The organism is Rhizobium sp. BE258, from assembly GCF_031457345.1.
In the GTDB taxonomy this organism is placed as follows: domain Bacteria; phylum Pseudomonadota; class Alphaproteobacteria; order Rhizobiales; family Rhizobiaceae; genus Rhizobium.
The window spans coordinates 180,059-200,884 of sequence record NZ_JAVDWL010000010.1 but is presented as its reverse complement, the minus strand read 5'-3'; the positions used below and the strand labels follow the sequence as shown (position 1 = coordinate 200,884).

General features: G+C 56.8%; 25 protein-coding genes and 2 pseudogenes. 19 read left to right on the top strand and 8 right to left on the bottom strand.

Translation table 11 applies throughout. From position 1 onward, the window contains the following. Window positions 1–65 precede the first annotated feature (65 nt). From J2X43_RS28865 to J2X43_RS28850, 4 genes are all read left to right on the top strand, one after another. Entirely contained in the window at window positions 66–464 is a 399-nt protein-coding gene (locus J2X43_RS28865) for a DUF1236 domain-containing protein (protein ID WP_112390657.1), read from the top strand. A gap of 110 nt (window positions 465–574) precedes the next feature. Further along, entirely contained in the window at window positions 575–781 is a 207-nt protein-coding gene (locus J2X43_RS28860) for a hypothetical protein (protein WP_310300784.1), read from the top strand. Between the two features lie 44 nt (window positions 782–825). After that, window positions 826–990 carry a hypothetical protein gene (locus J2X43_RS28855; protein WP_162698779.1) on the top strand — a complete coding sequence of 55 codons (165 nt, stop codon included), beginning with the start codon at window positions 826–828 and terminating at the stop codon, window positions 988–990. Then, on the top strand, window positions 987–1,601 hold the full coding sequence (locus J2X43_RS28850; RefSeq protein ID WP_310300718.1) for a BA14K family protein: 615 nt from the start codon (window positions 987–989) through the stop codon (window positions 1,599–1,601). The genes J2X43_RS28855 and J2X43_RS28850 overlap by 4 nt, the downstream gene beginning before the upstream one ends. 887 nt (window positions 1,602–2,488) lie before the next feature. Here the strand turns inward: J2X43_RS28850 and J2X43_RS28845 are convergent. Both J2X43_RS28845 and J2X43_RS28840 read right to left on the bottom strand, forming a co-directional pair. After that, window positions 2,489–2,734, bottom strand: a complete 246-nt coding sequence (locus J2X43_RS28845; protein ID WP_148194377.1) for a hypothetical protein — start codon at window positions 2,732–2,734, stop codon at window positions 2,489–2,491. Between the two features lie 5 nt (window positions 2,735–2,739). Then, the gene (locus tag J2X43_RS28840) at window positions 2,740–2,961 is read right to left on the bottom strand and encodes a hypothetical protein (protein WP_112539142.1); all 222 of its coding nucleotides are present in this window, start codon (window positions 2,959–2,961) and stop codon (window positions 2,740–2,742) included. A 222-nt stretch (window positions 2,962–3,183) separates the two neighbouring features. Here J2X43_RS28840 and J2X43_RS28835 point away from each other — a divergent pair, with 222 nt between their 5' ends. The 4 genes from J2X43_RS28835 (at window position 3,184) to J2X43_RS28820 (ending at window position 6,870) form a co-directional block, all read left to right on the top strand. Further along, a complete protein-coding gene (locus tag J2X43_RS28835; RefSeq protein WP_310300713.1) occupies window positions 3,184–5,001 on the top strand; it encodes a PAS domain S-box protein in 1,818 nt (605 codons plus the stop codon). A gap of 61 nt (window positions 5,002–5,062) precedes the next feature. Next, window positions 5,063–6,190 carry a PAS domain-containing protein gene (locus tag J2X43_RS28830; protein WP_112390652.1) on the top strand — a complete coding sequence of 376 codons (1,128 nt, stop codon included), beginning with the start codon at window positions 5,063–5,065 and terminating at the stop codon, window positions 6,188–6,190. Further along, window positions 6,187–6,612 carry a response regulator gene (locus J2X43_RS28825; RefSeq protein WP_310300711.1) on the top strand — a complete coding sequence of 142 codons (426 nt, stop codon included), beginning with the start codon at window positions 6,187–6,189 and terminating at the stop codon, window positions 6,610–6,612. The genes J2X43_RS28830 and J2X43_RS28825 overlap by 4 nt, the downstream gene beginning before the upstream one ends. A gap of 48 nt (window positions 6,613–6,660) precedes the next feature. Then, window positions 6,661–6,870 carry a hypothetical protein gene (locus J2X43_RS28820; RefSeq protein ID WP_112515356.1) on the top strand — a complete coding sequence of 70 codons (210 nt, stop codon included), beginning with the start codon at window positions 6,661–6,663 and terminating at the stop codon, window positions 6,868–6,870. 41 nt (window positions 6,871–6,911) lie between these two features. On the opposite strand, the gene tkt is transcribed toward J2X43_RS28820, so the two are convergent. Further along, window positions 6,912–8,939: a transketolase gene (tkt, locus tag J2X43_RS28815; RefSeq protein WP_310300707.1), complete on the bottom strand. Its 2,028-nt coding sequence runs from the start codon at window positions 8,937–8,939 to the stop codon at window positions 6,912–6,914. A 484-nt stretch (window positions 8,940–9,423) separates the two neighbouring features. Here tkt and J2X43_RS28810 point away from each other — a divergent pair, with 484 nt between their 5' ends. The 3 genes from J2X43_RS28810 (at window position 9,424) to J2X43_RS28800 (ending at window position 11,319) form a co-directional block, all read left to right on the top strand. Next, the gene (locus tag J2X43_RS28810) at window positions 9,424–9,954 is read left to right on the top strand and encodes a TetR/AcrR family transcriptional regulator (RefSeq protein WP_310300704.1); all 531 of its coding nucleotides are present in this window, start codon (window positions 9,424–9,426) and stop codon (window positions 9,952–9,954) included. Window positions 9,955–10,025: 71 nt separating this feature from the next. After that, window positions 10,026–10,757, top strand: coding sequence for an SDR family oxidoreductase (locus J2X43_RS28805; RefSeq protein WP_310300701.1), 732 nt, complete (start codon window positions 10,026–10,028; stop codon window positions 10,755–10,757). 157 nt (window positions 10,758–10,914) lie between these two features. Next, the gene (locus J2X43_RS28800; RefSeq protein ID WP_112515359.1) at window positions 10,915–11,319 is read left to right on the top strand and encodes a VOC family protein; all 405 of its coding nucleotides are present in this window, start codon (window positions 10,915–10,917) and stop codon (window positions 11,317–11,319) included. Between the two features lie 47 nt (window positions 11,320–11,366). Here J2X43_RS28800 and J2X43_RS28795 read toward each other — a convergent pair whose 3' ends face one another. Further along, window positions 11,367–11,984, bottom strand: coding sequence for a CGNR zinc finger domain-containing protein (locus J2X43_RS28795; RefSeq protein ID WP_112390646.1), 618 nt, complete (start codon window positions 11,982–11,984; stop codon window positions 11,367–11,369). A gap of 89 nt (window positions 11,985–12,073) precedes the next feature. Between J2X43_RS28795 and J2X43_RS28785 the strand changes: the two genes are divergently transcribed. Next, entirely contained in the window at window positions 12,074–13,018 is a 945-nt protein-coding gene (locus J2X43_RS28785) for an EamA family transporter (RefSeq protein ID WP_310300697.1), read from the top strand. Window positions 13,019–13,031: 13 nt separating this feature from the next. Here J2X43_RS28785 and J2X43_RS28780 read toward each other — a convergent pair. Further along, window positions 13,032–13,136: pseudogene (locus J2X43_RS28780) on the bottom strand (ATP-dependent DNA ligase); the annotation flags it as partial. Window positions 13,137–13,812: 676 nt separating this feature from the next. Next, window positions 13,813–14,037 carry a hypothetical protein gene (locus J2X43_RS28775; RefSeq protein WP_310300778.1) on the bottom strand — a complete coding sequence of 75 codons (225 nt, stop codon included), beginning with the start codon at window positions 14,035–14,037 and terminating at the stop codon, window positions 13,813–13,815. Between J2X43_RS28775 and J2X43_RS28770 the strand changes: the two genes are divergently transcribed. Continuing rightward, window positions 13,955–14,173: a YMGG-like glycine zipper-containing protein gene (locus J2X43_RS28770; RefSeq protein WP_310300769.1), complete on the top strand. Its 219-nt coding sequence runs from the start codon at window positions 13,955–13,957 to the stop codon at window positions 14,171–14,173. The two genes, J2X43_RS28775 and J2X43_RS28770, sit on opposite strands and share 83 nt — an antisense overlap. 493 nt (window positions 14,174–14,666) lie before the next feature. Here J2X43_RS28770 and rpsU read toward each other — a convergent pair whose 3' ends face one another. Further along, entirely contained in the window at window positions 14,667–14,900 is a 234-nt protein-coding gene (rpsU, locus tag J2X43_RS28765; protein WP_310300695.1) for a 30S ribosomal protein S21, read from the bottom strand. 253 nt (window positions 14,901–15,153) lie between these two features. Between rpsU and J2X43_RS28760 the strand changes: the two genes are divergently transcribed. Together J2X43_RS28760 and J2X43_RS28755 are read left to right on the top strand one after the other, a co-directional pair. Beyond that, window positions 15,154–15,312 carry a hypothetical protein gene (locus J2X43_RS28760; protein ID WP_310300692.1) on the top strand — a complete coding sequence of 53 codons (159 nt, stop codon included), beginning with the start codon at window positions 15,154–15,156 and terminating at the stop codon, window positions 15,310–15,312. Between the two features lie 204 nt (window positions 15,313–15,516). Further along, complete coding sequence (locus J2X43_RS28755; protein WP_310300691.1) at window positions 15,517–15,873, top strand: hypothetical protein; 357 nt, start codon at window positions 15,517–15,519, stop codon at window positions 15,871–15,873. A gap of 105 nt (window positions 15,874–15,978) precedes the next feature. Here J2X43_RS28755 and J2X43_RS28750 read toward each other — a convergent pair whose 3' ends face one another. Continuing rightward, window positions 15,979–17,295: a pilus assembly protein TadG-related protein gene (locus tag J2X43_RS28750; RefSeq protein ID WP_310300688.1), complete on the bottom strand. Its 1,317-nt coding sequence runs from the start codon at window positions 17,293–17,295 to the stop codon at window positions 15,979–15,981. Between the two features lie 202 nt (window positions 17,296–17,497). Between J2X43_RS28750 and J2X43_RS28745 the strand changes: the two are divergent. The 4 genes and pseudogenes from J2X43_RS28745 to J2X43_RS28730 all read left to right on the top strand — a co-directional run bounded on the left by J2X43_RS28745 (window position 17,498) and on the right by J2X43_RS28730 (window position 20,772). Then, window positions 17,498–17,922, top strand: a pseudogene (locus J2X43_RS28745) (copper resistance protein). Between the two features lie 71 nt (window positions 17,923–17,993). Then, window positions 17,994–18,494 (top strand): cytochrome b/b6 domain-containing protein, encoded by a 501-nt coding sequence (locus J2X43_RS28740; RefSeq protein ID WP_310300686.1) that lies wholly within the window; start codon window positions 17,994–17,996, stop codon window positions 18,492–18,494. A gap of 254 nt (window positions 18,495–18,748) precedes the next feature. After that, window positions 18,749–19,408, top strand: coding sequence for a response regulator transcription factor (locus J2X43_RS28735; RefSeq protein WP_310300683.1), 660 nt, complete (start codon window positions 18,749–18,751; stop codon window positions 19,406–19,408). Next, a complete protein-coding gene (locus tag J2X43_RS28730; protein WP_310300680.1) occupies window positions 19,405–20,772 on the top strand; it encodes an ATP-binding protein in 1,368 nt (455 codons plus the stop codon). The genes J2X43_RS28735 and J2X43_RS28730 overlap by 4 nt, the downstream gene beginning before the upstream one ends. Window positions 20,773–20,826: the final 54 nt, after the last annotated feature.

The window sequence follows — 20,826 nt, the reverse complement described above, 5'->3', positions numbered from 1 at the left end:
CGATACCTTTGGCGGATTGTGGGGCCGCGGTCATAAGGGCCGCTCAGCGACAAGGAGAAATAAAAATGCTCTCTAAGGTTATGGTAGGCGTGGCTACGGCCGCGACCCTCATGTCGGGCGTCGCACTCGCTCAGTCGTCCACCGTCAATGGCGCTGCAGGCGGAGCCGTAACCGGCGCGATCGTCGGCGGACCTGTCGGCGCTGCAGTCGGTGGTGTGGCCGGTGCCGTCGTTGGAACGGTTATCGATCCGCCGCCGCAGAAGGTCGTAACCTATGTGCGGGAAGCACCGGCACCTTCAGCTACAGTCGTCGTTAAGGAAAGGGTGGTTGTCGGCCAGCCGCTTCCCGAGACCGTCGTTGTAACGCCGGTCCCCGAAAATCCGAAATATGCCTATGCGGTCGTGAATGATGAGCGCGTCATCGTAGAGCCGACGTCCCGCAAGGTGATCCAGGTCATCAACTGACCTGATCCCGGACGCGGCTGATGCCGCGTCCTTTCTTGGTCAATACGAAACGAAATCCAGCCGCACTTGTGAGGTATGGCCGCGTGCGGCCTGAACCCAGAGAGATGGTCATGAAAAAGAAGTCCCTTGCCATGCTGGTGGCGGCGCTGTCGATCGGTGTTTCGTCTATCGGCCTCATGTCCGCCACTGCCAAGGATGCCGCGATCATCAAAAAGAAGGGTGCAGCCCAGACCGATCAGTCCGGTGGTTCTGCGCAGCAACAGCCGCACGCCAGTGGCGCCCAAGTGGCGCAGCCTGAAGCCGGTACCGTAACCTAAGCTGGTGGCGTTCGCTCCACCGTTTTTTTCTTATGGAGAGACAGATGAACTACGGGGAAACGAAATCGGCAAGCGTCGTTCTTCCGATCGTCGCCATACTAATGGCAATGGCCGGCTGCATCCTCGTTCTGCTTTCAAATGTCGATCGCGGTGACGAAAAGCAGGGCAGGGTATTCGTTCCAATCGAGCAGCGGGAGCCTGGCAAATGAACGCGGTCGCATCACTGACATTCGGTATCGTGACGTCCGTCGCCGTCTGTGTCGTGGCGGCATCTCTGGCCTCCATCGTCATGGCGAAATCGGAAACGCGTCAGCTCGCCGATCTTTCCGCGCCCGATCTTTGGACGACAGGTCTGGTTCGCGTCGATCCGGGTAAACAGAATTATCAGCGAATCGCGCCAGCTTATTCGAGTTACGTGACCGGTGCGCCGAAGGTCATCGTGGCCGCGCGCACGCAGGATCCAGAACCTGTCGCGGATTCTGCGGCAGAACCGGCCATTCCGGCAGAGCACCTCGCTTGGTGCTCGCATCGCTACCGCTCCTACAATCCCTCCACCAATAACTACCGCGCCTTCAGCGGCGAGATGCGCAGTTGCACCTCACCCTTTGCAGAGCAGGCTGGCAGCAGCCGCGAAGAGGATGCCACACAAAATGCAATGGCCGGTGCTGGTCGTGCAGGAGGAAATGAAACCGCATCAGGTTGGTGTGTCGAACACTACCAGTCCTACCGTGCGCAAGACAACAGCTATCAGCCTTTCGAAGGACCACGCAGGCAGTGTGAAGCACCGTCGCGGGATGTCCTCGTTACGGCCTCGTATTAATCGGCGTTCGAATAAAACACTCGATTTTGACGTCACGCCTGACCATCGTGAATTTTATTCCTTTTGGCTCAAGCCGCACATTCCGCCAAGTGCGCCCACTTTTGTGGGAGTGCGGGACCAAATTCCGCAGGCTATTGCGGTCCATCCTACTCGATGAGGTCAAAAGCGCGAGGAACGCGATATTCGCCAGCAGGTCTGGTGTTCCGGCAACCGCTTGGCGAGTGACTTTTTGGGTCCAGGACGAATTATCCACTCGCTGTTGGTCGCGAGACCATCTCTAGAAAGTCGAATTCTTCAAGCATGGAATGTGCTTCGTTGCCGAAACGAGCGACGGTCCAATATTCCCGCTCCTTGCCGAATACTGTGGAGACGTAAACGACTTCGACAATGGCATCAGGGGTTGTCTTAATTGCCCAGTAGTGCTGTTCTGGCTCGATTAGCGACGGATCCAACACGATTTAACCTCTTCTAAGTACTGCGTTGGATTAGCCCGGAAGGTTCCTGGAAGGATACCCCGGACCTTGGTCCAATATGTGCTGGAATCGAAGTGCGTCCGCCCATTCGCTCTAAGTGACAATAACGGGTACAACACCGATGGGGGCTAGCCCTCGGCGTCGTGTTCGACACTATGTCAGACTAAGGTCTGAGCAATGTCGGACTGAAGTCCGACCTCGGAACCTGGAGCAATTAGAGCCGTTTTTCATCTCAATGAAGAAGGAATGATTATGCCTTTCACAGTTCCTGTGGCTGCGCTCGCAGCCGGACCCTTCGCGTTTAATAAACCATGCTACATCTGCGAGATCATGTAAGTGGACTATGCTTCACCACTGAACGCTTCACGCAATGTCGCTGACTTGAGCAGTCAAACGCGGCGGCGCTTTGACCCATTATTCTTCCTGCAAGAGATCGACATAATTGCCGATGATCTTGCCAAGCTGCCCCCATCGATCGATAGAACTGTAGTTGAGCTTCGCCTTGCCCAAATGCGGCAAGCAGTTGAATTTTGTTCGCAAAATGCAGGCTTCTGTTGTCTTGCTGAACAATGGACCTGAAACAGCGATGACGAAAGACGCGCCGTCACCAAGCCGTTTGAAACGTTCAATGTTCTCAAACCTAAAGTTGCACAAGAGCATTGGCGCTAACCGGCAAGATCACTCAGCCCGCGATGCTTAGACATGGCCATCTCCAGAGCCGACTGGGTATCGTGGCCCTCCCGATAAAGGGTGATTATGATCGCTGCGGCGAGCTCGGCTTCCGGGCTGCCTTTTAGGACTTGGTGCGCGTCCAGCCAATTTTGGAAAGCCTCATCAATTGTCTCGAGCTCCATTGGTCCGAATGCTGTTTCCAGAAACGCGCGCATAGCCTTCCCCCTTCTTTGCGGCGCCCATATGGGAAATGGGGCGTGCGGGGTCAAGACCAATCAGAGTTGATAAACGGACGAGAAACCTTACGCCTAAGCTGGCATCTCACGCTGATTTCATTGAGGAAAGGCCTTGCAGGGAATTGGTTGCGCCATAAATCTGCCAGCTGGAAGATCGGAAACAAGGTGCGGTGGCGCAATGGGAATGTAGAGCGGATACCAATGAGGAGCGAAGCGGGGAAGATTTTCGAACTGACCGACGAGATCTCTCGCCTTATCGACAGCGGAAACTGGGACGATTCCATCCTGGGGCCGCCGTCAAAATGGTCTGTCTGCCTCAAATCCACCGTCGACATCATGCTGCCAGCGATGGCTCAGATCGTGATGTTCTGGGGACCCGGCCTTGTCGCGCTTTACAACGAACCCTACGCTCCGACGATTGGCCAACGGCACCCCAAGGCGTTTGGCCGGCCCGCACGAGAGAACTGGGCCGAACTTTGGGATGATCTTGAGCCACTTTTGCGCCGGGTCTTGGAGACCGGAGAAACGGTGGCTGCAAAGGATCGTCCCTTCTACATCGAGCGGCACGGCTACCCGGAAACGGTCTATTTCGACATCTCCTATTCGGCCATTCGCGATGAACACGGCACAGTTTGCGGGGTCTTCTGCATCGTCAACGAAACAACTGATCGCGTCCGCGCTGACCAGGCGTTGCAGGCAAGCGAGGAATGGCTCCGGGCGGTTGTCTCCCAATCTGCAGCCGGTATTGGTCAGGGCAGCCTGGAAGGCAAGATCCTGCACGTCAACCGCCGGTTTTGTGAGATCGTCGGATATGAAGAGGAGGAACTCGTCGGGAAGGACATTGCCAACATCACCTTTGCCGCCGACATGCCCGAGCAAACCCGTTTGTTCAACCGGCTTGCCGAGACCCGCCAAAGCTTCGACATGGAGAAGCGCTATGTTCGTAAGGACGGTAGCCTCGTCTGGGTGAACAATACGGTTTCCGCTTTGCGGGATGACGAGGGGAAGATCCATCAGGTTGCCGTTGTCTCGGTTGATATCACTGAACGCAAGCAGGCTCAGGAAGCCGAGCGGCGCCTGGCCTCTATCATTGCATCCTCTAACGACGCGATCCTTGCGATCGACTTGGACATGACGATTACGGCCTCGAACCGTGGTGCCGAGCAGCTTTACGGCTACACTGCTGAGGAGATTGTGGGTCAGTCTGTCCTGGTGCTTGTACCAAAAGACAGGCGTGACGAAGAGCCGGGCTTGCTCCAGCAGATCAAAGCCGGTTTCGTGATAGAGGCCTACGAAACACAGCGTCGCCGCAAGGACGGCCATCTGGTTGACATTTTGCTCAGTGTCTCACCGGTCTATGACCCGGCTGGCAAGATCATTGGTGCCTCGAAAATTGCCCATGATATCTCCGCAAAAATAGAAGCCGCCCGGCTTCAGGCGGTTCTGATCGGTGAGTTGCATCACCGCGTGAAGAATGTTTTTGCAAAGGTGATTGCCATTGCGCGTCAGACCGTCGCGCAGGCGACTGACATACAAGCTGCGATCGCTGCGTTCGAAGCGCGCCTCTCGGCAATGGCCCACGCTCATGATCTGCTTGCCGAAGGTGACTGGCAGAGCGCGGACCTCGTCGCGGTGGTCGAGCAGGCCACTGAGCCTTACCCGCCGGAGCGATTCACCGTTTCCGGTCCATCCGTTCTCCTGCCTCAAAAGGCGGTTGCGACATTGTCGCTCGCCTTGCACGAGCTCGGAACGAATGCCGCCAAATTTGGAGCCCTATCTACTCCAACCGGACGGGTGTCGATCATTTGGAGCTATGACCCCGAAACCTCGGCTCTCAGCCTCCGCTGGCAGGAAAAGGGCGGGCCGACGGTCGCTCAACCGAACAAGAAGGGCTTTGGATCTCGCCTGGTCGAGCGCTTGCTGGCGGCGGAGCTCAACGGAACGTCGGCAATCATTTGTGACGCTGCCGGTGTCGTGTGTGAGATCGGGGCGGTGTTGCTACCGCACCCTATAAAATGACTGGCAGGAACGAATTCATCCGCCGCGACTTCTGTTGTCGGTTAACACAATCAGGATCACAATGCAGGAAAAGGATCAAAATCGGCGGGATGCGCGCAGCGCCGGAGACCGCCTGGTCGCCGGGCACGTCAGCGAAGACCCGTTTGCGGCGGCGTTCAAGGCTACGCGCATGCCGATGATCGTCACGGATCCCAGCCAGCCTGATAATCCGATCATCTTCTGCAACGATGCATTCAGGAAGCTGACCGGTTACAGCGACGACGAAATCATCGGCAGGAATTGTCGCTTTCTGCAAGGGTCGGAAACGGACCGGGAGACAGTCGCCAAAATCCGCGACAGCATCGTGGCGGGTCGGGATGTGGCTGTCGACATTCTGAACTATCGAAAGGATGGCAGCACGTTCTGGAACGCCGTCTTCATCAGCCCTGTGCGGGATGAGGCTGGGACAATCATCTATTTCTTCGCCTCCCAGCTGGATTTCACAACGGTCAAGAGCCGCGAGGCGGACTTGGCGGCGGCTCGTCACGAGGCCGAGGCGGAGGTTGCAAAACACACGGCCAATCTTCGCGCAGCCTTGGAGGCCCGTACCCTGCTCGTTCACGAGGTCGACCACCGGGTGAAGAACAACCTCTTGACCATGGCCTCGATCGTCAAGATGCAGGCGCGTATAGCGACGGACGATCGGCAGAGGAAAACGCTTATGTCGGTCCTTAACCGCATCGAGGCTCTCAGCACGGTCCAACGCAAGCTATTCACGCTCGACGACGTCTCGAAATTCGACATGTCGGAGTTCACCCGTGAGCTGGTGACCGATCTGGTCGATGCAACCGGTCGAAAGGACATTCGTCTATCTCTGGATCTCTCCCCGCTCCTCGTGCCGGCTGTGAAGGCGACGCCGCTGTCCCTGATCGTCAACGAGCTGGTCGGGGACGCCGTTCGCCGTGGTTTGAGCGACGGTGGCGGAGATATTCATGTTGTCGTCCGGCGCCTAAACGGTCATTTCCTGATCCGCGTCGAAGACACGTCGGAACCGGTCGAGCCGGATCGTGAGAGCGCTCAGCTCGGAAAACTGTTGCTGGAAGCATCAGCCTTGCAGCTGGGCGCTGAGATCCAACGGAAACAGGACGGCCGCAAAACGGTCGTCGATGTGGTGCTGCTTGTCGGCGACCATCAGGAGAGTGCGCATTGAAAGTCATGATCGTGGAAGATGAGATGTTGCTCGCCATGGAGCTCGAAAGCGAAGTGGAGATGGCGGGTCACCAGGTCACGGGGCTCGCCATGAGCAGCGCCCAGGCCCGAGATCAGCTCGGCAAGGCGAAGCCAGATTTCGCTTTCGTCGACATTCACCTGATGGATGGGCCAACCGGGATTGATGTTGGGCGCGAGCTGGCGGCGGCCGGCATCCCCTATGTCTTCGTCAGCGGCAACATCAAGCGAATCCCACCAGACTTTGCCGGTGCCCTTGGAGCAATCGAAAAGCCTTACACGATGAACGGCATGAAGAATGCGCTGGTCTATGTCTCGGCAATCATCCAAGGGGACGACAGCGGTGCACCGCCAGCGAGCCTGGTCCTGGCGGAGGATGCGAATGCCGGAAAGAGCTTTGGCTAAAATGCTGAGAAGTATCTGCTAAATGCCGATAGCACGTGGGAGGAAACAATGAGCCAAAATCAAAACATTTTAAAAGAGGTCAAGCCAAAGCTTCTTGCTCTGGTCGAGGAGCTCGTCGCCAAGGGCGCCGAGCGATCCGCGGTGATCTACATGATCGAAAAGGAATCCACCCAGCTTCGTGATCCTGTGGACGACAGGTCCGATCGTCAGATCGACGAGCCCTCGAACGATTGGCCGGCGGCAGGCAGGTCTCAGTAGGTCTTGCCTGCCATTCAACCTCGGCGTTGTGGCCTGGACAGTCAGACGCGGGCCAATGTTTTCCTGGCGGCGCGTATGACGGCATCTGTGGTGATATCGAACTTCTTGTAGACGTCGCCGATTTTGCCCGATGCGCCAAACTCATGCATGCCGACAAATTCGCCATCGAGGCCAAGATAGCGGTCCCAGGAATCGCGGACAGCCGCTTCGACCGCGACACGCGCTCGCGTCACGCCAAGGACTTGATGCTGATAACTCGCATCTTGTCGCTCGAACACGAGACGGCAGGGCATCGAAACGACAGCTGTCCTTATCCCGTCTTTTTGCAGGACAACCCTTGCCTCGACCGCCAAGTGAAGCTCGGACCCTGTTGCGAAAATTGTCAGCTGCCTTTGTCCACCTTCAGCCTCAAGCAGGACGTAACCGCCCTTCGCCGCATGGTTTTCTGAGGACGGGTCCCCCCGCAGGAGGGGCATAGGCTGGCGCGAGAGTGCGATCAGCGCCGTTTCGCGCGGCGTATCGAGGATTGCCTCCCAGCATTCTGCCGTTTCGATCGGATCTCCTGGTCGATAGACGGCAAGCCGCGGGATCGCCCTGAGCGCGCTGAGATGCTCGATCGGCTGATGGGTCGGCCCGTCCTCGCCAAGCCCGATAGAATCGTGGGTCATGACGAAGATCGAACGGATTTCCATCATCGCAGCCAAGCGGATCGAAGGACGGCAATAGTCGGAAAATGTCAGAAACGTCCCGCCATACGGGATGAGACCGCCATGGAGCGCCAAACCATTCATTGCGGCCGCCATGCCGTGCTCGCGTACGCCGTAATGAATATATGAACCATCGAAATTGCCGGGCGTGATTTCCGCCTGGTTTTTTGCCCTGGTGTTGTTGGATGGGGTAAGATCCGCCGAACCGCCAAGCAGTTCAGGAATCGCATCGAACAGGTGGTTCAACACAATCCCGCTTGCCTGGCGGGTTGCCAGATCTTTCTCGGATGCGACGAGCTCATCCTTGGCGGCGGAGATGGCCGAGCGCCAATTCTGCGATAGTTCGCCCTTCATCCGCCGCTCAAAATCGCGGTTTGCACTTTCCTCAACCCGCTTTGCCCAGGCCGCCCGCTCCGTGCGACCCTTCGCACCGATCTTGCGCCAGGCGGCGAGCAAACCGTTAGGGATCTGGAAAGGCGGCGCTTTCCAGCCGAGAATGTCGCGGGCGCCGGCGATCTCCTCTTCACCGGGTGCGTCGCTATGGGCCTTCTGGGTGCCTGCCTTGGTGGGAAACCCGAACCCGATGACGGTCTTGCAGGCAATCAGCGACGGGCGGTCTTTCACTTTCTGTGCCTCAATGATCGCGGCGCGAATGGCATCGGTATCATGACCGTCGATCTCCTGGACATGCCAGTTGGCTGCCCGAAAGCGTGCTGGCTGGTTTTCGGATTCGGCAAGGCTTGTCGCACCATCGATCGATATGGAGTTGTCGTCCCAGAAAGCGATGAGCTTACCGAGCTTCAGATGACCGGCCAGCGATATCGCCTCATGGCTGATCCCTTCCATCAGGCAGCCATCACCCACAAAAACATAAGTGTTGTGGTCAACAAGATCGTCGCCGAAAGTAGCGTTCAGGAGCCGCTCGCCAAGCGCCAGTCCAACCGAATTGGCTAGCCCTTGGCCAAGCGGTCCGGTCGTGGTCTCGATACCGGTCGCATGATGATACTCCGGGTGGCCAGCGGTCCGACTATCGATCTGACGGAAGCGCCTGATCTCCTCGATCTTCATATCTTCATAGCCTGTCAGGTAGAGCAGACTGTAAAGCAGCATCGACCCATGGCCGTTGGAGATGAGAAAGCGATCCCGGTCGAACCAATGCGGATCGGCGGCGTCAAACTTCAAGAAATCGGAAAACAGCACCGTTGCGATATCCGCCATGCCCATCGGCATGCCGGGGTGACCGCTCTTGGCCGCCTGAACCGCATCCATCGACAGAAAGCGGATGCAATCGGCCATATCGCGCAAATGCTGATCTTTGGGTGCGGGGACGGTTTTGCGGGACTGGTCAGTGATGTCTGACATGATCATTCCTCTTGCGTGCCTGTCCCTGCAAGCGTGCGAGCCGCAGTTCAAAGGCATCTTTTTTGGAAGGGTTTTGACGGTACGTGTCGGAAAACGACCGGATAAGCGGCAAGTTCCATGACCAATAGGGCTGCCCCGCACACCAGCCAGCGCTAATGGTCTATATCAGGTTACGGTTGTGCGGTTCGAAGCTTTAACGTCCATGTTGAGCGCGATTGGCATTCACTGCCGGGCCGACGTCGGCTTTCGCGAATTCCCCTTCCAGCGAAATGGATTCGGGCGGGTTCGCCTCATGGCAAGCGGGCGCTACTTGTGCGCGCTGACAGGCCAGCCGTTTGCAATCCTGGTCGGATGGCATTGCTGGAGACTGAAGACAAGCGGCGATCCTGCAGTAGTGTTATTGACAGGGTAGTCCATAATAGCTAATTATCACGCCATGGCGAGACCTAGAGAATTTGACCGCGACGCGGCATTAGAAAAAGCAATGCAGGTGTTTTGGGCGAAGGGGTTCGCTTCAACGTCCACCGACGATCTACGTGAAGCGATGGGCATTGGCAGGCAGAGCCTATATGGCGCGTTTGGTGATAAGCGGACACTTTACCTTGAAGCGTTCGATTCCTACCTGGAGCGGATAGGGTCGGCTCATTTGATCAGGCTTTCCTACGGCAGTCCGATTGAAGGAATAGAAAATCTCTTGGCAGGTCTTGCGCCAGAAGACGATCGGGAACGGGCGCTGGGCTGCATGGGCGTAGGATCAGTGGGTGAATTTGGAACAACGGATCCAGACCTCAACCTTCGTCGGAAGGCATCGGGCGAAATGCTCATGAGACATGTCGCGCAGAGGATTGTCGAAGGCCAAGAGCGCGGGGAGATTGCTCGCAAGCTCGATCCCGCCGAGACGTCCGCTTTCGTTGTTATGACAATGACGGGATTGCAGATTGCCGCGCGTGGCGGTGCATCGGCAAAGGAGTTAAAAGCGATGGCGCGGTTCGCAACCTACCGACTGATGCCATAAGACCCGCTTTGTAATCGGAGCGGGTACTTTTCCGGATAATTATGGACTGATCTATCAAAAATGGAGAACCTATGACGGTCAACGAACCCAGATCCGCTCTCGTCTTCGGAGGCGCGCGCGGAATAGGTGCTGCTTCGGTCCGCAAACTTGCCAAGGATGGCTTTGACGTTGCCTTTACCTATGTGTCGCGGCCAGACACCGCCTCAGAACTCGTTTCGGAGATCGAAGCCGACGGACACCGTGCCATCGCGATCCAGGCGGACAGTGCGAACCCACAGGCCATTGAAGCAGCGGTACGTACTACCGTGGAAAGGCTGGGCGCTATTGACGCCGTCGTTGTGAACGCTGGCATTCTTCGCACTAACACGGTCCACAAAGTTTCGCTTGAGGAGCTTGATCTCATGATCGATGTCAATATCCGCGGGGTGTTTCTCGCCATCCAGGCCGCGGCGGCGAGAATGAAGGATGGTGGCCGGATTATTACGATCGGCTCCAATACCGCCGAGCGGACCGGTATGCAGGGAACAAGCGTGTACCAGTTCACAAAGGCGGCTGTCGCGGCAATGGTCAAAGGATTGGCGCTTGATCTCGCACCGCGACGCATCACCGTGAACAACGTGCAGCCCGGCCCGACCGACACTGACATGAATGCTGGCGCTTTGGAGTACCTGTCCGAGCGTAGCCCCATGAAGCGCGTTGCTCATCCGTCCGAAATCGCGGAGCTCGTAGCCTATCTCGCCGGCCCTGGCTCCTCCTACATGACCGGTTCCAGCTTGACGATAGATGGCGGCTGGGTGCTCTAGCGCGACACCTACGATGGGGGCGATGCAGCCAGGTGGCAGCATCGCCATGCCTTACCAGAGCCACTCAGCCGCCAAGGCATCCGCCAGCTCTGGGGAACCGTCAAAGGATTTAAGGCTTACCACTTAGTATTTGATTTGCGGTCGCGGGAAAATTGCGATGTATCATTTGGGTCGGGTAATCGATCATATTCATCTTCGGGTCTCAGATCTACAGGCCAGCCGGAGGTTCTATCGCGCGATCTGTGATGCGCTTCATCTTGAGGGCGTTTTCGGGGAGGGGGCAGACCACTTTGTGATCGATGAAATCTATGTGGATGCTGCCGACGATTACGTGTCGCGAATCCACCTGGCGTTTCAGGCTCGCTCGCGAGAAGACGTCGAAGCGTTTCACCGGCTGGCGCTCGAAGCCGGCGGGCGTTCCAATGGAGGGCCCGGTCTGCGGCCATACCACGACAGATACTATGCAGCTTTCGTGCTCGATCCAGATGGGAACAACATTGAAGCCGTCTGTGATGCCCCAAGTTTGCGCAGCGCAGATTCCGTCGTGGTCGAACGAATATAATCGGTCAACGGCCAACAGCTTCAGCTGCCAGTTAATGGCGTGGCTCGTTAATCGACGCGCTCTGCCCGGAATTTCCGCACTCTGGCAGCCGAGCCACAAGTCTTGTCCGAACACCACCGCCGGTGACCGCCGCGAGACTGATCTAGAAATAGCCAACCGCAGTTTCTTCCCTGACATATCCGTACCGCGCGGCGCTGCTGCCGCGATATCAGGAGATCCGCTGCCAAAGGCGCGATCCGCTCTGCGATGGCAGTCATCGACATGGCAGGTGCGTTGCTCCAGATAACGCCGTCCTTCCCTTTTCGCAGGCTTCGTTGCCCGGCTGCGAGTCGACAAGCGGAGCTCAGGTGGTCGAGATCGTGTTGATCACAAGGCGTCTCCTGGGCCTCCGCGCTGAATATACGGTGAAGGGATTCCCTTAGGACTTTGGCTTTCTCAAGTTCTGCGTCCGCCACACCAGGGTTGTTTGCCGCCTTGTCTAGCAAGACATTATGTTCAGATCGATCCACCAGACCGGCGCGAAGAGCCCAACCGACCAGATCCCCGAACGACGTGAGAAAATCTGGGCCCCACCTCTCGCCGCGACTGTCTATCGTATTGACGAAGTCGAGCGCTGCGTGGCCGCCGAGCAGACTGATGTCGTCAATGGTTTTCAATGTCTCCATAGCGCTAATATCGTATCGGGGAACGATTTGGGCAAGGGCGTGTTGTAACGGTATAAAAAGCTTTTAACCGTTACAGGTGAGGACGCGCGATGGTCGCCGGTCTAGACACGAACAAGGTCCGATTCCTTATGCTCTGCCTCATTTGGGGGAGTACTTGGATTGGTATGAAAGCTGGTATCGAGGTCGTGCCGCCGCTGGTGTTTGCGGGGACACGCTTTACCGCGGCTGGTGGTTTGCTCCTCATTTATGCTCTGGCAAAAGGCGAAGGCGCCCTTGTCCGGAGCAAGGACTTTATTCGGCTTTTCGCGGTGAGCATCTTCATGATTACCCTATGCTACGGGCCACTGTTCTGGGGCATGCAGTATATAGATACAGGCACTGCAGCAGTCTTGGAAATGTCACTTACGCCAATTGCCCTTCTGTGCTTTGCCCTGTTGCTTCGTGAAGAGGCTTTGAGTGTACGGCGCATCATCGCCCTAGGGCTGGGAGTTGCCGGCCTGGTCGTGCTGTTCTGGCCATCCACGACAGTTGCTGCATTGCCTGGGCCGGAGGCCTTTTCGGGCGCAAATCTGTTAGGTGGCATTGCGGTGGCGTCGGCGGCGTTCACCTACGGCTATGGATCGGTCCTGGCCCGCCCGCTACTGCGCGCCTATCCAGCGTTGTTGATCGCAGGGATCACGACATTTGTTGGGGGGCTGAGCCTCGTCGTCATGGCGCTGATCTTTGAAACTGGTGCGTTGGCAGCACTTTCAGGAGATTGGGGCTCGGTCGCCTGGATGAGCTGGCTTTTCCTAGTCGTCTTTGGTTCGCTTATTGGTTACACCACCTACATGCGGCTGTTAAGGGATGTCGGAGCTTCAAGGGCAGGAAGCTATGCGTTTGTCTCGCCTGTTATCGCCGCGGCGCTTTCAGCGATATTGTTCGCCGAGGAGGTTACACTGCTAGATATCATTGGTATCATGGTGATGCTCAGCGGTGCCTATCTCGCTATGGCGGACGCACCTACCGCGGTCGCAAAAACTTGCACCGAATAATTGGCCGTTTCTGTCATGGAGGCTGCTCAGCCATGTCGAATACGACGGCGTTGTCCTGATCTCTCAAGCCTTCATAGGTTACATGGCTAAAGTTGCCGTTGTCCGTCCACCCACGAAACGGCGCACGAGGATCGCGCCTGCGAGCATGGATGGATAGCCGCGTTCGCCCGGAATTTTCAGAGCGGTTTATACCGATCGATGGTGCTATCACTACGCGTTGTGCCCACCTACATAATCCTGATCGCAATGAGGCTGATGCGATCACTGCCACCACGGCGCTGGTTCACGGATTCGCAGTTGTGGCGAGCGAGATTCTGAATTTTCAAGGAACCGGTGTTATCCTTGCGGATCCATGTCAGTCCTGAATGGCCAAGTGTGACACGTCATCACATACCGCCCTATGGGGTTTACGTTATATAGATTGTGACATAGGCGTGGTAGAGCAAATGGTCCTGAGGGCGGGCGATTGGACAGTAGTCGCATAGCTGACGGAGAGCTTGATCCGAAAGGCCCCGGCAGCCAACTGGGGGAGGCGCACCGGAGCCCTAGATCGCAGCGTGCATGATGAGGCGCTGCAGCTGACAAACCGTTCGGCCGTCAAGTTGTTCCGCTTGGAGGAAGAAGCCGCGCGAGCTGCTGCAGAAACGCTCCATAAGAAAGTGAGACTTATAGAAGGATAGCAGTGAGGCGCTCCTATGTTCCGGTCGCCAATCTGACGGCTTGCAGGCCACAGCCGTCATGGCTGCCGCAGGCCGCTCGTAGACCCGCAAGTGCCGGTAATGACGCTTTATTTCTCATGAAATTGGAACAAATGCCGAGCGAGAATCTTTTCGAGGAACTTCGACCTTGTCGATTTCCTTCAAAGGCGAAGCAACAGGGGAGTTCAGAATGTCCAGAGCGATCTCAATGGCTGTTATTGCCATTTCATCGGCATCTATGCTCGCAGCCTGCACGCCAACCGAAAGAGGCACGGCAATCGGCGCGGGAACCGGAGCAATCATCGGCGGTGCAGTCAGCAACAGTTGGGGAGGCGCGGCAGTGGGTGCTGTAGCTGGCGGCGTCGCCGGCGCGCTTATAGGACGGTCGACGGAGCGCCGCGGCTACTGCATCTATCGTGATCAGTACGGCCGCAAATACGAAGCGCGGTGCCGTTAAGCCGCATAGGCCCAAAGCGATGCTTCCGACAGAAGTCTGAACTTCAGGGCCGGTTCTATGAGCCGGCCTGTCGGCGGATATGCACCGCGACAATCTCGGACATTGTGCGGACGGACCGTGCGGAAACAGGCCCTTGATCACGGCAGCCGGAAGGCCCTTGCGGATACGTGCCCGTTTCCGCGGTTAGTACAAAGCCCGCCTTGGCGGCGAAGCCGCTACTTGCTCTGAAGGCAGCGAATGGTCAGCTTGACGGTACAAAATCGCTGGCGAGCGCGCCTTCCGACGCGCTGTAGCGACCGAGCGGTTTTGCGGGTGGTCATCGCATCATTTCACCGCCCGTCAACTAAACCATGTGTCCAGGCAGAATCTAGTGAGGCGGGAGATATACGAGTAGAAACTAGCGCTGCTTCGCGGTTTACTGGAAGTCAGTGGCAGAAGGTTGATATCTGCTGATTAGCGCCTGTAGAGTCCGCTCCACATAGCGCACTTGCGACTATTTAGCAGGCCGCTTCTTCACTGAGACAACGCCCATTTCTCGATCCAGCTTTTTCTTGGCGAGCTTGCGCGAGTGACGGACACCTTCCGCCTTTTCACGGGCGCGCTTGACCGATGGCTTCTCATAATGTTCCCGTTGGCGCATTTCGCGAAGGATACCTTCCCGCTGCAGCTTCTTTTTGAGAAGGCGAAGCGCCTGATCGACATTGTTGTCGCGGACAAGTATTTGCACGGATGTTCCTCAAGACAGGTGAATGCGGTTGGCGCGAGGCTTTGCCTCATTGTCGCCGGCTTGGCAAGACGACTCATAGCCGCGCGCGAGGATTTCGTCTTCGCTCGATGAATGATGCGGGCCTGCCCGAGCTGCTTTGACGAACGATAGAGAGGCTATGATTGTATCATTGCTGGAGTCTCTAGTTCCAGTGAAATTGATTCACGAATTTCACTTGAAGGGCCGCTTCAGCAGATGTTGAAGCCGATTGAAAATGAAGGCGAGACTTGAGAGCCTCGCTGCGGCAGCTTTTCTGATGGCTGCCTTTTTTGCCGATGTCGCACTTGATGACAGCGTGACACCTGTCGGAAAATTACGGTTCACACATGCCGGGCCACGGCAGTATTCGACCTTCACCTGTGCCTTCGCGTGACCGAACAACCCTTGGCCCTAGGCAGGTGAGCCGAGTCCATCTGTCGTGATTTTAGGATGTTCGGAAGCGGTCGTGATGTCATTCTGACAGATCCCTTAACAGGGCGTTCAGCCGACATTCAGCGCATAATGCCATAATTCCATTCATTCCGGAATGACCATCGCACTGAGCTTGGGTCCGACCCGGTCTATGGAGAGCAGATCAATGTTCAGGAAATTCATCGTCTCGACACTTCTCCTCGCCGCGATAACCGCTCCCGTGTCGCTGGCTGCTGGGACAGCCGGGGCACAGGAGTACTACGGGCGGGGCTGGCATGACGATCGAGATTGGGGAGGTCCACCGCCGGAGCGGCAACGCCATCATCACCATCCCGACTACGGCGGACTGATTGCGGGCGGTATTGCTGCAGGGCTTGTCGGTGGCCTCATCGGCAGAGAAATCGATAATGACGGGCCACGCTATTATTCACCGCCGCCGCCACAGTGCTGGTATCAGCGCCAGTCTGTCCAGGACAGCTATGACGACGGGTACCACACCGAGAGCGTTCGCGTTTGCCGTTGAAGCGCAGGACATCGGAATGTGGCGCGTAGCCTGACGCTTCTACTCCTACTTACTGACAGCGCGGTGGCAGATCAACATCGGCTTGTCGATGAAGTTTTGTCGTTTCTAAGACGTCAGACGTGGTTGCTTAACGACCCTTAGGAACAAAGCCTTCATCGCATCCGCGATACCGTCAGTCGGCGTCACTTCGAAGTAAAGTCCGGGCGAGGCGCATTCCGCCATCTTGGTGGAGATCTGGGTTTGGAAGGGGGAAATCCAAGTATTGTACCAGCTGTTCTTTGGAAGCGGCAAGTAGGTCGTGTAGAGGACGGCGATCTTCACACCGCGTGCCTTCAACGGAGTGCAGAAACTCGTATCGATAGGTTCCTGGCAGCGACCACCGGTCGTTTTCTTCGTGCAAGAGGATGGCTTGTAGCTGTCACCGACGCCATCGGCTACGAAGAACAGGATCTTCTGGGGGGCTGCAGAAGTGTTCCCGCTCCCCGGGACCGTGATGATTGTGTTCATCTGCGTCAGGGCACTGTCGAAGCTCGTAGTTTGGTCGTTATTGTATCCCTGGCTTGGGATAGTCATGAGGTCAACGGCATCGGTGTAGGATCGAACTTGATCCAGATCGTAGGTCGGGTTTGATATGGTGGTAAGTTTGGCATCCTCGGCCTTAGTACCAAAAGTGTAGACACCCATTCGGAATTGGTTACTGGCAACGCGTGTGCTCTTTGCGGTTGTTGTCAACTGCTGGGTCGCCTGGCGAACAGTGTCTATGCGCATCGTTACCCCGAGTGTCTTCGCGAGATTGTAATAGCTCTTGTTGCCGCTCGCGATATCGTGACATGCGAATGCGCAGCTGTCGGTCGTGTTGGCTTGCATCTTGGCAACATCAGCCGCGGTGGCGCCGACACCCATCGACGGAGTGTTGTCGATAAGGATATAGAAATCCATAAATGATGCCGTCTGATATTCCGCGCTAGCGGTCCCCGAGATGTCGATGCTCGTTTTACCGAACATGGCCATGAAGGACGTGGGTATCGACGTCTTGAAGGCTATGTTTGAGGTCACCTTATTCAGATTGCGCGTCACCGTCACAGACAGATCCATTGGAAGCGTAGCAGCCTCCCCAGACATCTGGCCGGCGAAAAGTTTGCGTGCTTCGCTTTCGCCAACCGATATGGAGCCGTCAGCCGGCATCGCCATGGCTTGGGTGACCGCCAGGGATTTCTCCGCTACCGCTCCGACGGCAGCCGCGTCGGCCGCGTCAAAGAGTTGCGTGCGGATTTCCAACGCATGCGAGAAGTCGATAGCCATCCCCGCCGCGCCGACCAGGGGCATGAAAAGGACTGCCGTAAGCAACCCGAAATTGCCGGAGCGGCATGAAACAATACGCTTGATTGTCGTTATCATGCTGAATGGTACCAAGATGAACATGTGCGAGTTTTAGCAGTCGCCTTTTAAGCTCTAGCTAACTAGCTTGGTAAAGCAAAATCAAATACTTACAGCTAAAGCGCGAGCGATAGGCGTTGCTCAGCCCAAGATGGTGACTGTTTTCTCTGTCGCTCAACATGTTCAGGAAACTGTCAGTATGCCGCTATAGGCGTGAGCAAGCTGTTACCTATGAGGTCAATCTGGAATGCCTAGCAAAACCTACGCTTTAACTGTTCTCGCTATCTTATGTTCATCCGTCTCATCGTTTGCCGCGACAACTGTGAAGGTCACCGAAGGCGGAGAGGGCGGCGGTGCGATAACGCTGGTCATTGATCAAACTTCGATCAAGTCGGGACAAACGACGTTTGTGGTCCACAATGACGCCACGACTGAGGAGCACGAGATGGTTCTTGTCGAGCTGAAGTCAGCCGATACGATTATCCCGGTCGTCACGGCTAAGCACAGAGTGGATGAGTCCAAACTCAAGAGCCTGGGCGAAGTCTCGGAATTGAAGCCAGGGACTGACGGGCGCTTGAAGGCCAATCTCATCCCAGCTCCTACCTGTTACTGTGCAACATCAAGGGCCACTACGAGGCTGGCATGCATGCTGTCTTGACGGTCACGAAGTAGCAGTCGCACGCCATGGTGATCGCGGACACGGTGGTCGCGATCAGTGATTAACGAACGCAAGGAGTGCGCCAGTGGCACAATCAGGTCCCTTGGCATACACGCTGCCGCAGCGTGCCCTTCATTGGTTAACCGCGGCGCTGGTGTTTTTCAATCTGCTGTTTCCCGATGGCATTAACGAATGGAACCACAGCATGCGACAGACAGGGTCAGCAACGGCCGACCAGGTCTCCAGCGCAAACATCCATGCGTATCCGGGCATCGCCGTTCTTGCATTGGTCGCGCTTCGGCTTCTCTTGCGTGTTCTCCAAGGCGTGCCGGCTTCTCCGTCGAGAGAGCCATCCTTCTTTCGATATGCAGCGACGGTTGCGCACTGGGCATTGTATGGCCTAATGATCGCGATGCCGCTGACGGGGATAGCGGCATACTATTTCGGGTATGAGGTCGTGGGCGGAATCCACGCCGACATCCTGAAGGTTGTTCTCTGGATCATCATTGCGGGCCATATTGCTGGCGCTTTGGCTCACCACTTTTATTGGAAAACCGATGTGCTCAAGCGCATGACCATCGGCTGAGTTCTGCCGGCTCGATCGTTGCCGAGCGGACACGCCTTGCGGACTGGAGAGCGATGATTGCACGGGCTGTCATAATACCCACGGTGGGGCATGTGTAGGCATGCTTCGATGCCGATCGAGGTGCGTCATCTGGCGATGACCCGCCGACGACTACGAGTGTATCAACCTTCGGCCCAGGATAAATTGCGGGCCGAATTTCAGCCGCATTTTGAGAGAACATGGTTCGCTGGAGTTGAGCCTGCAAGGATGTTCCATTGCGGATAATGGTGGTCGAAGACGACGATATTCTCGGATCAGCTTTGAAAAAAGCGCTTGAGAAGCATGCCTATGGCGCTGACTGGTTTCGCGATGGCGATGTCGCCCTGGTGGCCTTGAAAGATGAATACGACGCGCTTGTGCTGGATGTAAATCTGCCGAAAGCCAGTGGCTTCGACGTTTTGCGGGTGCTGCGCCGGAGCGGCAATAACATCCCGGTTCTCATGCTGACCGCCCTTGATAGCGTCCGCGACCGGGTGGCCGGTCTCGACGAGGGCGCCGACGACTATTTGACCAAACCGTTTGATCTCGATGAATTGCTGGCCCGAATCCGAGCTCTGCTGCGCCGCCGTCAGGGGCGAAACGAGACAGTCATCCGCTGCTCCAACGTCGAAATAGACCCCGCCGCAATGGTGGCGCGCCGTGATGGGGTTCAGCTTCACATGCCCGCGAAGGAATTTCGCCTTCTGCGCCTCCTTATGGAGCGTGGCGGCCGCTACGTCACGAAGAGCGACATCGAATACGCCCTTTATGACACCGAAGTCTCCGTCGAGAGCAACACGATCGAAGTGACCGTCTACAATTTGCGCAAAAAGCTCGGCACCGATTTCATAAAGTCGATCCGTGGCGTCGGTTACATGGTCGAGCGGCGGCGGTGACACTTACCCAACGGCTCTTTCTACGTATCCTGCCGACCTTGATCATCGCGATCGCTGTTGTCGGTTTTTTTGCCTACCGAAGCGCGACACGCGAAATAGACAACATCTATGACGCCCAGCTGATCAACGACGCCAACGTTCTTTGGTCGTTGATGCAACATCCGCTGACCCGGCCAGATACGAAGCCAACGATCCAGGTGCCGGATCTCGACTTCAACATGGACAACCAGCTTGCTCTAAATGAGGATGCCGACGACTATGCGGACGCACATTCTTTTCGTGCCTGGAAGGGAGACATGCTCGCCTTTGCAAGCAGCAATGCCTTTCCCGCTGGTCTTGACCGCTTCAGCGCCGGATTTTCAGACACGGTCTATAACGGAGCACGCTGGCGGATCTATTCTCTGCCCATCCCGGATACGAACATTTCCATCGAGGTCGCAGAAGAAATCAACCTGCGTGAAGGACTCGTCGAGAACATTCTTCTCAATCTGGCTTTCCCGCTCGTCGTCCTTATCCCAGTGATCGCCGTCATCATCTGGTTTGCGATCAATAACGGGCTGATCAATATAAGAGAGCTGGTATCCCAGATCCGGATGCGAACGCCAGACGATCTGTCCATCATCGCGACGACTGGATTGCCAAGGGATCTTGCGCCCCTTGTGCATTCCCTCAATAATCTCCTTCGCAAACTTGGCCGTTCGCTGACGATGGAACGGCGCTTCTCCGATCTCGCGGCCCATCAGCTGCGCACGCCGCAGGCCGGGATCAAACTGCTGCTGCAGCTTTTCGACCGGGCCGATTCCGAGGATGAGCGCCGTGTGCTCCTGCAGGATCTGGTGGTCAGCAACGAGCGCGCCATGCATCTGATCGAGCAATTGTTGCGGCTCGCGCGCGTTAGCCACCAGCCGCTTCAGTTGGAGCGCTTGCCACTGCGCGAGGTTGCTGCGATTTCGCTCGCCGATTTCGGTGTGCTGCTGAACAGCCGCGGTTTCGATGTCGAGCTTACGGGAGCGGCGGACGCTTCCGTTCTGACCGACCGGGCTCTGCTGCGAGTGATGATCGACAATCTCCTCGACAACGCGATCAAATACTCCCCGGATGCCGGAAAGATTGAACTGCGCATCGAGCCGAGCCCACTCGGCTGGCGGTTCTCTATCATGGATAGCGGCCTCGGAATTTCACCCGAGCACCGCGACACGGCGTTCCAGCGCTTCAACCGCCTCGATGCGAGCGCCGGCGAAGGGGCCGGACTCGGGTTACCTATTGTCGCTGATATAGGCAATCGGCTGGAGATCGGCATCACCCTTGGTACTCCTCCCTGGGGGCGCGGTCTGCGGGTCGATCTGGATATTCCCGGCGCCTGAGCACCGAATTCAGTTTCGTTTCATCTTCGCCTCATCTTGCGTTCAGTTCGCGGC

Bases quoted from the DNA above. Each gene is read 5' to 3' on its own strand.
- J2X43_RS28865 (WP_112390657.1), top strand. From the start codon at position 66: ATGCTCTCTAAGGTTATGGTAGGCGTGGCTACGGCCGCGACCCTCATG.
- J2X43_RS28860 (WP_310300784.1), top strand. From the start codon at position 575: ATGAAAAAGAAGTCCCTTGCCATGCTGGTGGCGGCGCTGTCGATCGGT.
- J2X43_RS28855 (WP_162698779.1), top strand. From the start codon at position 826: ATGAACTACGGGGAAACGAAATCGGCAAGCGTCGTTCTTCCGATCGTC.
- J2X43_RS28850 (WP_310300718.1), top strand. From the start codon at position 987: ATGAACGCGGTCGCATCACTGACATTCGGTATCGTGACGTCCGTCGCC.
- J2X43_RS28845 (WP_148194377.1), bottom strand. From the start codon at position 2,734: ATGCTCTTGTGCAACTTTAGGTTTGAGAACATTGAACGTTTCAAACGG.
- J2X43_RS28840 (WP_112539142.1), bottom strand. From the start codon at position 2,961: ATGCGCGCGTTTCTGGAAACAGCATTCGGACCAATGGAGCTCGAGACA.
- J2X43_RS28835 (WP_310300713.1), top strand. From the start codon at position 3,184: ATGAGGAGCGAAGCGGGGAAGATTTTCGAACTGACCGACGAGATCTCT.
- J2X43_RS28830 (WP_112390652.1), top strand. From the start codon at position 5,063: ATGCAGGAAAAGGATCAAAATCGGCGGGATGCGCGCAGCGCCGGAGAC.
- J2X43_RS28820 (WP_112515356.1), top strand. From the start codon at position 6,661: ATGAGCCAAAATCAAAACATTTTAAAAGAGGTCAAGCCAAAGCTTCTT.
- tkt (WP_310300707.1), bottom strand. From the start codon at position 8,939: ATGTCAGACATCACTGACCAGTCCCGCAAAACCGTCCCCGCACCCAAA.
- J2X43_RS28810 (WP_310300704.1), top strand. From the start codon at position 9,424: ATGCAGGTGTTTTGGGCGAAGGGGTTCGCTTCAACGTCCACCGACGAT.
- J2X43_RS28805 (WP_310300701.1), top strand. From the start codon at position 10,026: ATGACGGTCAACGAACCCAGATCCGCTCTCGTCTTCGGAGGCGCGCGC.
- J2X43_RS28800 (WP_112515359.1), top strand. From the start codon at position 10,915: ATGTATCATTTGGGTCGGGTAATCGATCATATTCATCTTCGGGTCTCA.
- J2X43_RS28795 (WP_112390646.1), bottom strand. From the start codon at position 11,984: ATGGAGACATTGAAAACCATTGACGACATCAGTCTGCTCGGCGGCCAC.
- J2X43_RS28785 (WP_310300697.1), top strand. From the start codon at position 12,074: ATGGTCGCCGGTCTAGACACGAACAAGGTCCGATTCCTTATGCTCTGC.
- J2X43_RS28770 (WP_310300769.1), top strand. From the start codon at position 13,955: ATGCTCGCAGCCTGCACGCCAACCGAAAGAGGCACGGCAATCGGCGCG.
- J2X43_RS28760 (WP_310300692.1), top strand. From the start codon at position 15,154: ATGAAGGCGAGACTTGAGAGCCTCGCTGCGGCAGCTTTTCTGATGGCT.
- J2X43_RS28755 (WP_310300691.1), top strand. From the start codon at position 15,517: ATGTTCAGGAAATTCATCGTCTCGACACTTCTCCTCGCCGCGATAACC.
- J2X43_RS28750 (WP_310300688.1), bottom strand. From the start codon at position 17,295: ATGTTCATCTTGGTACCATTCAGCATGATAACGACAATCAAGCGTATT.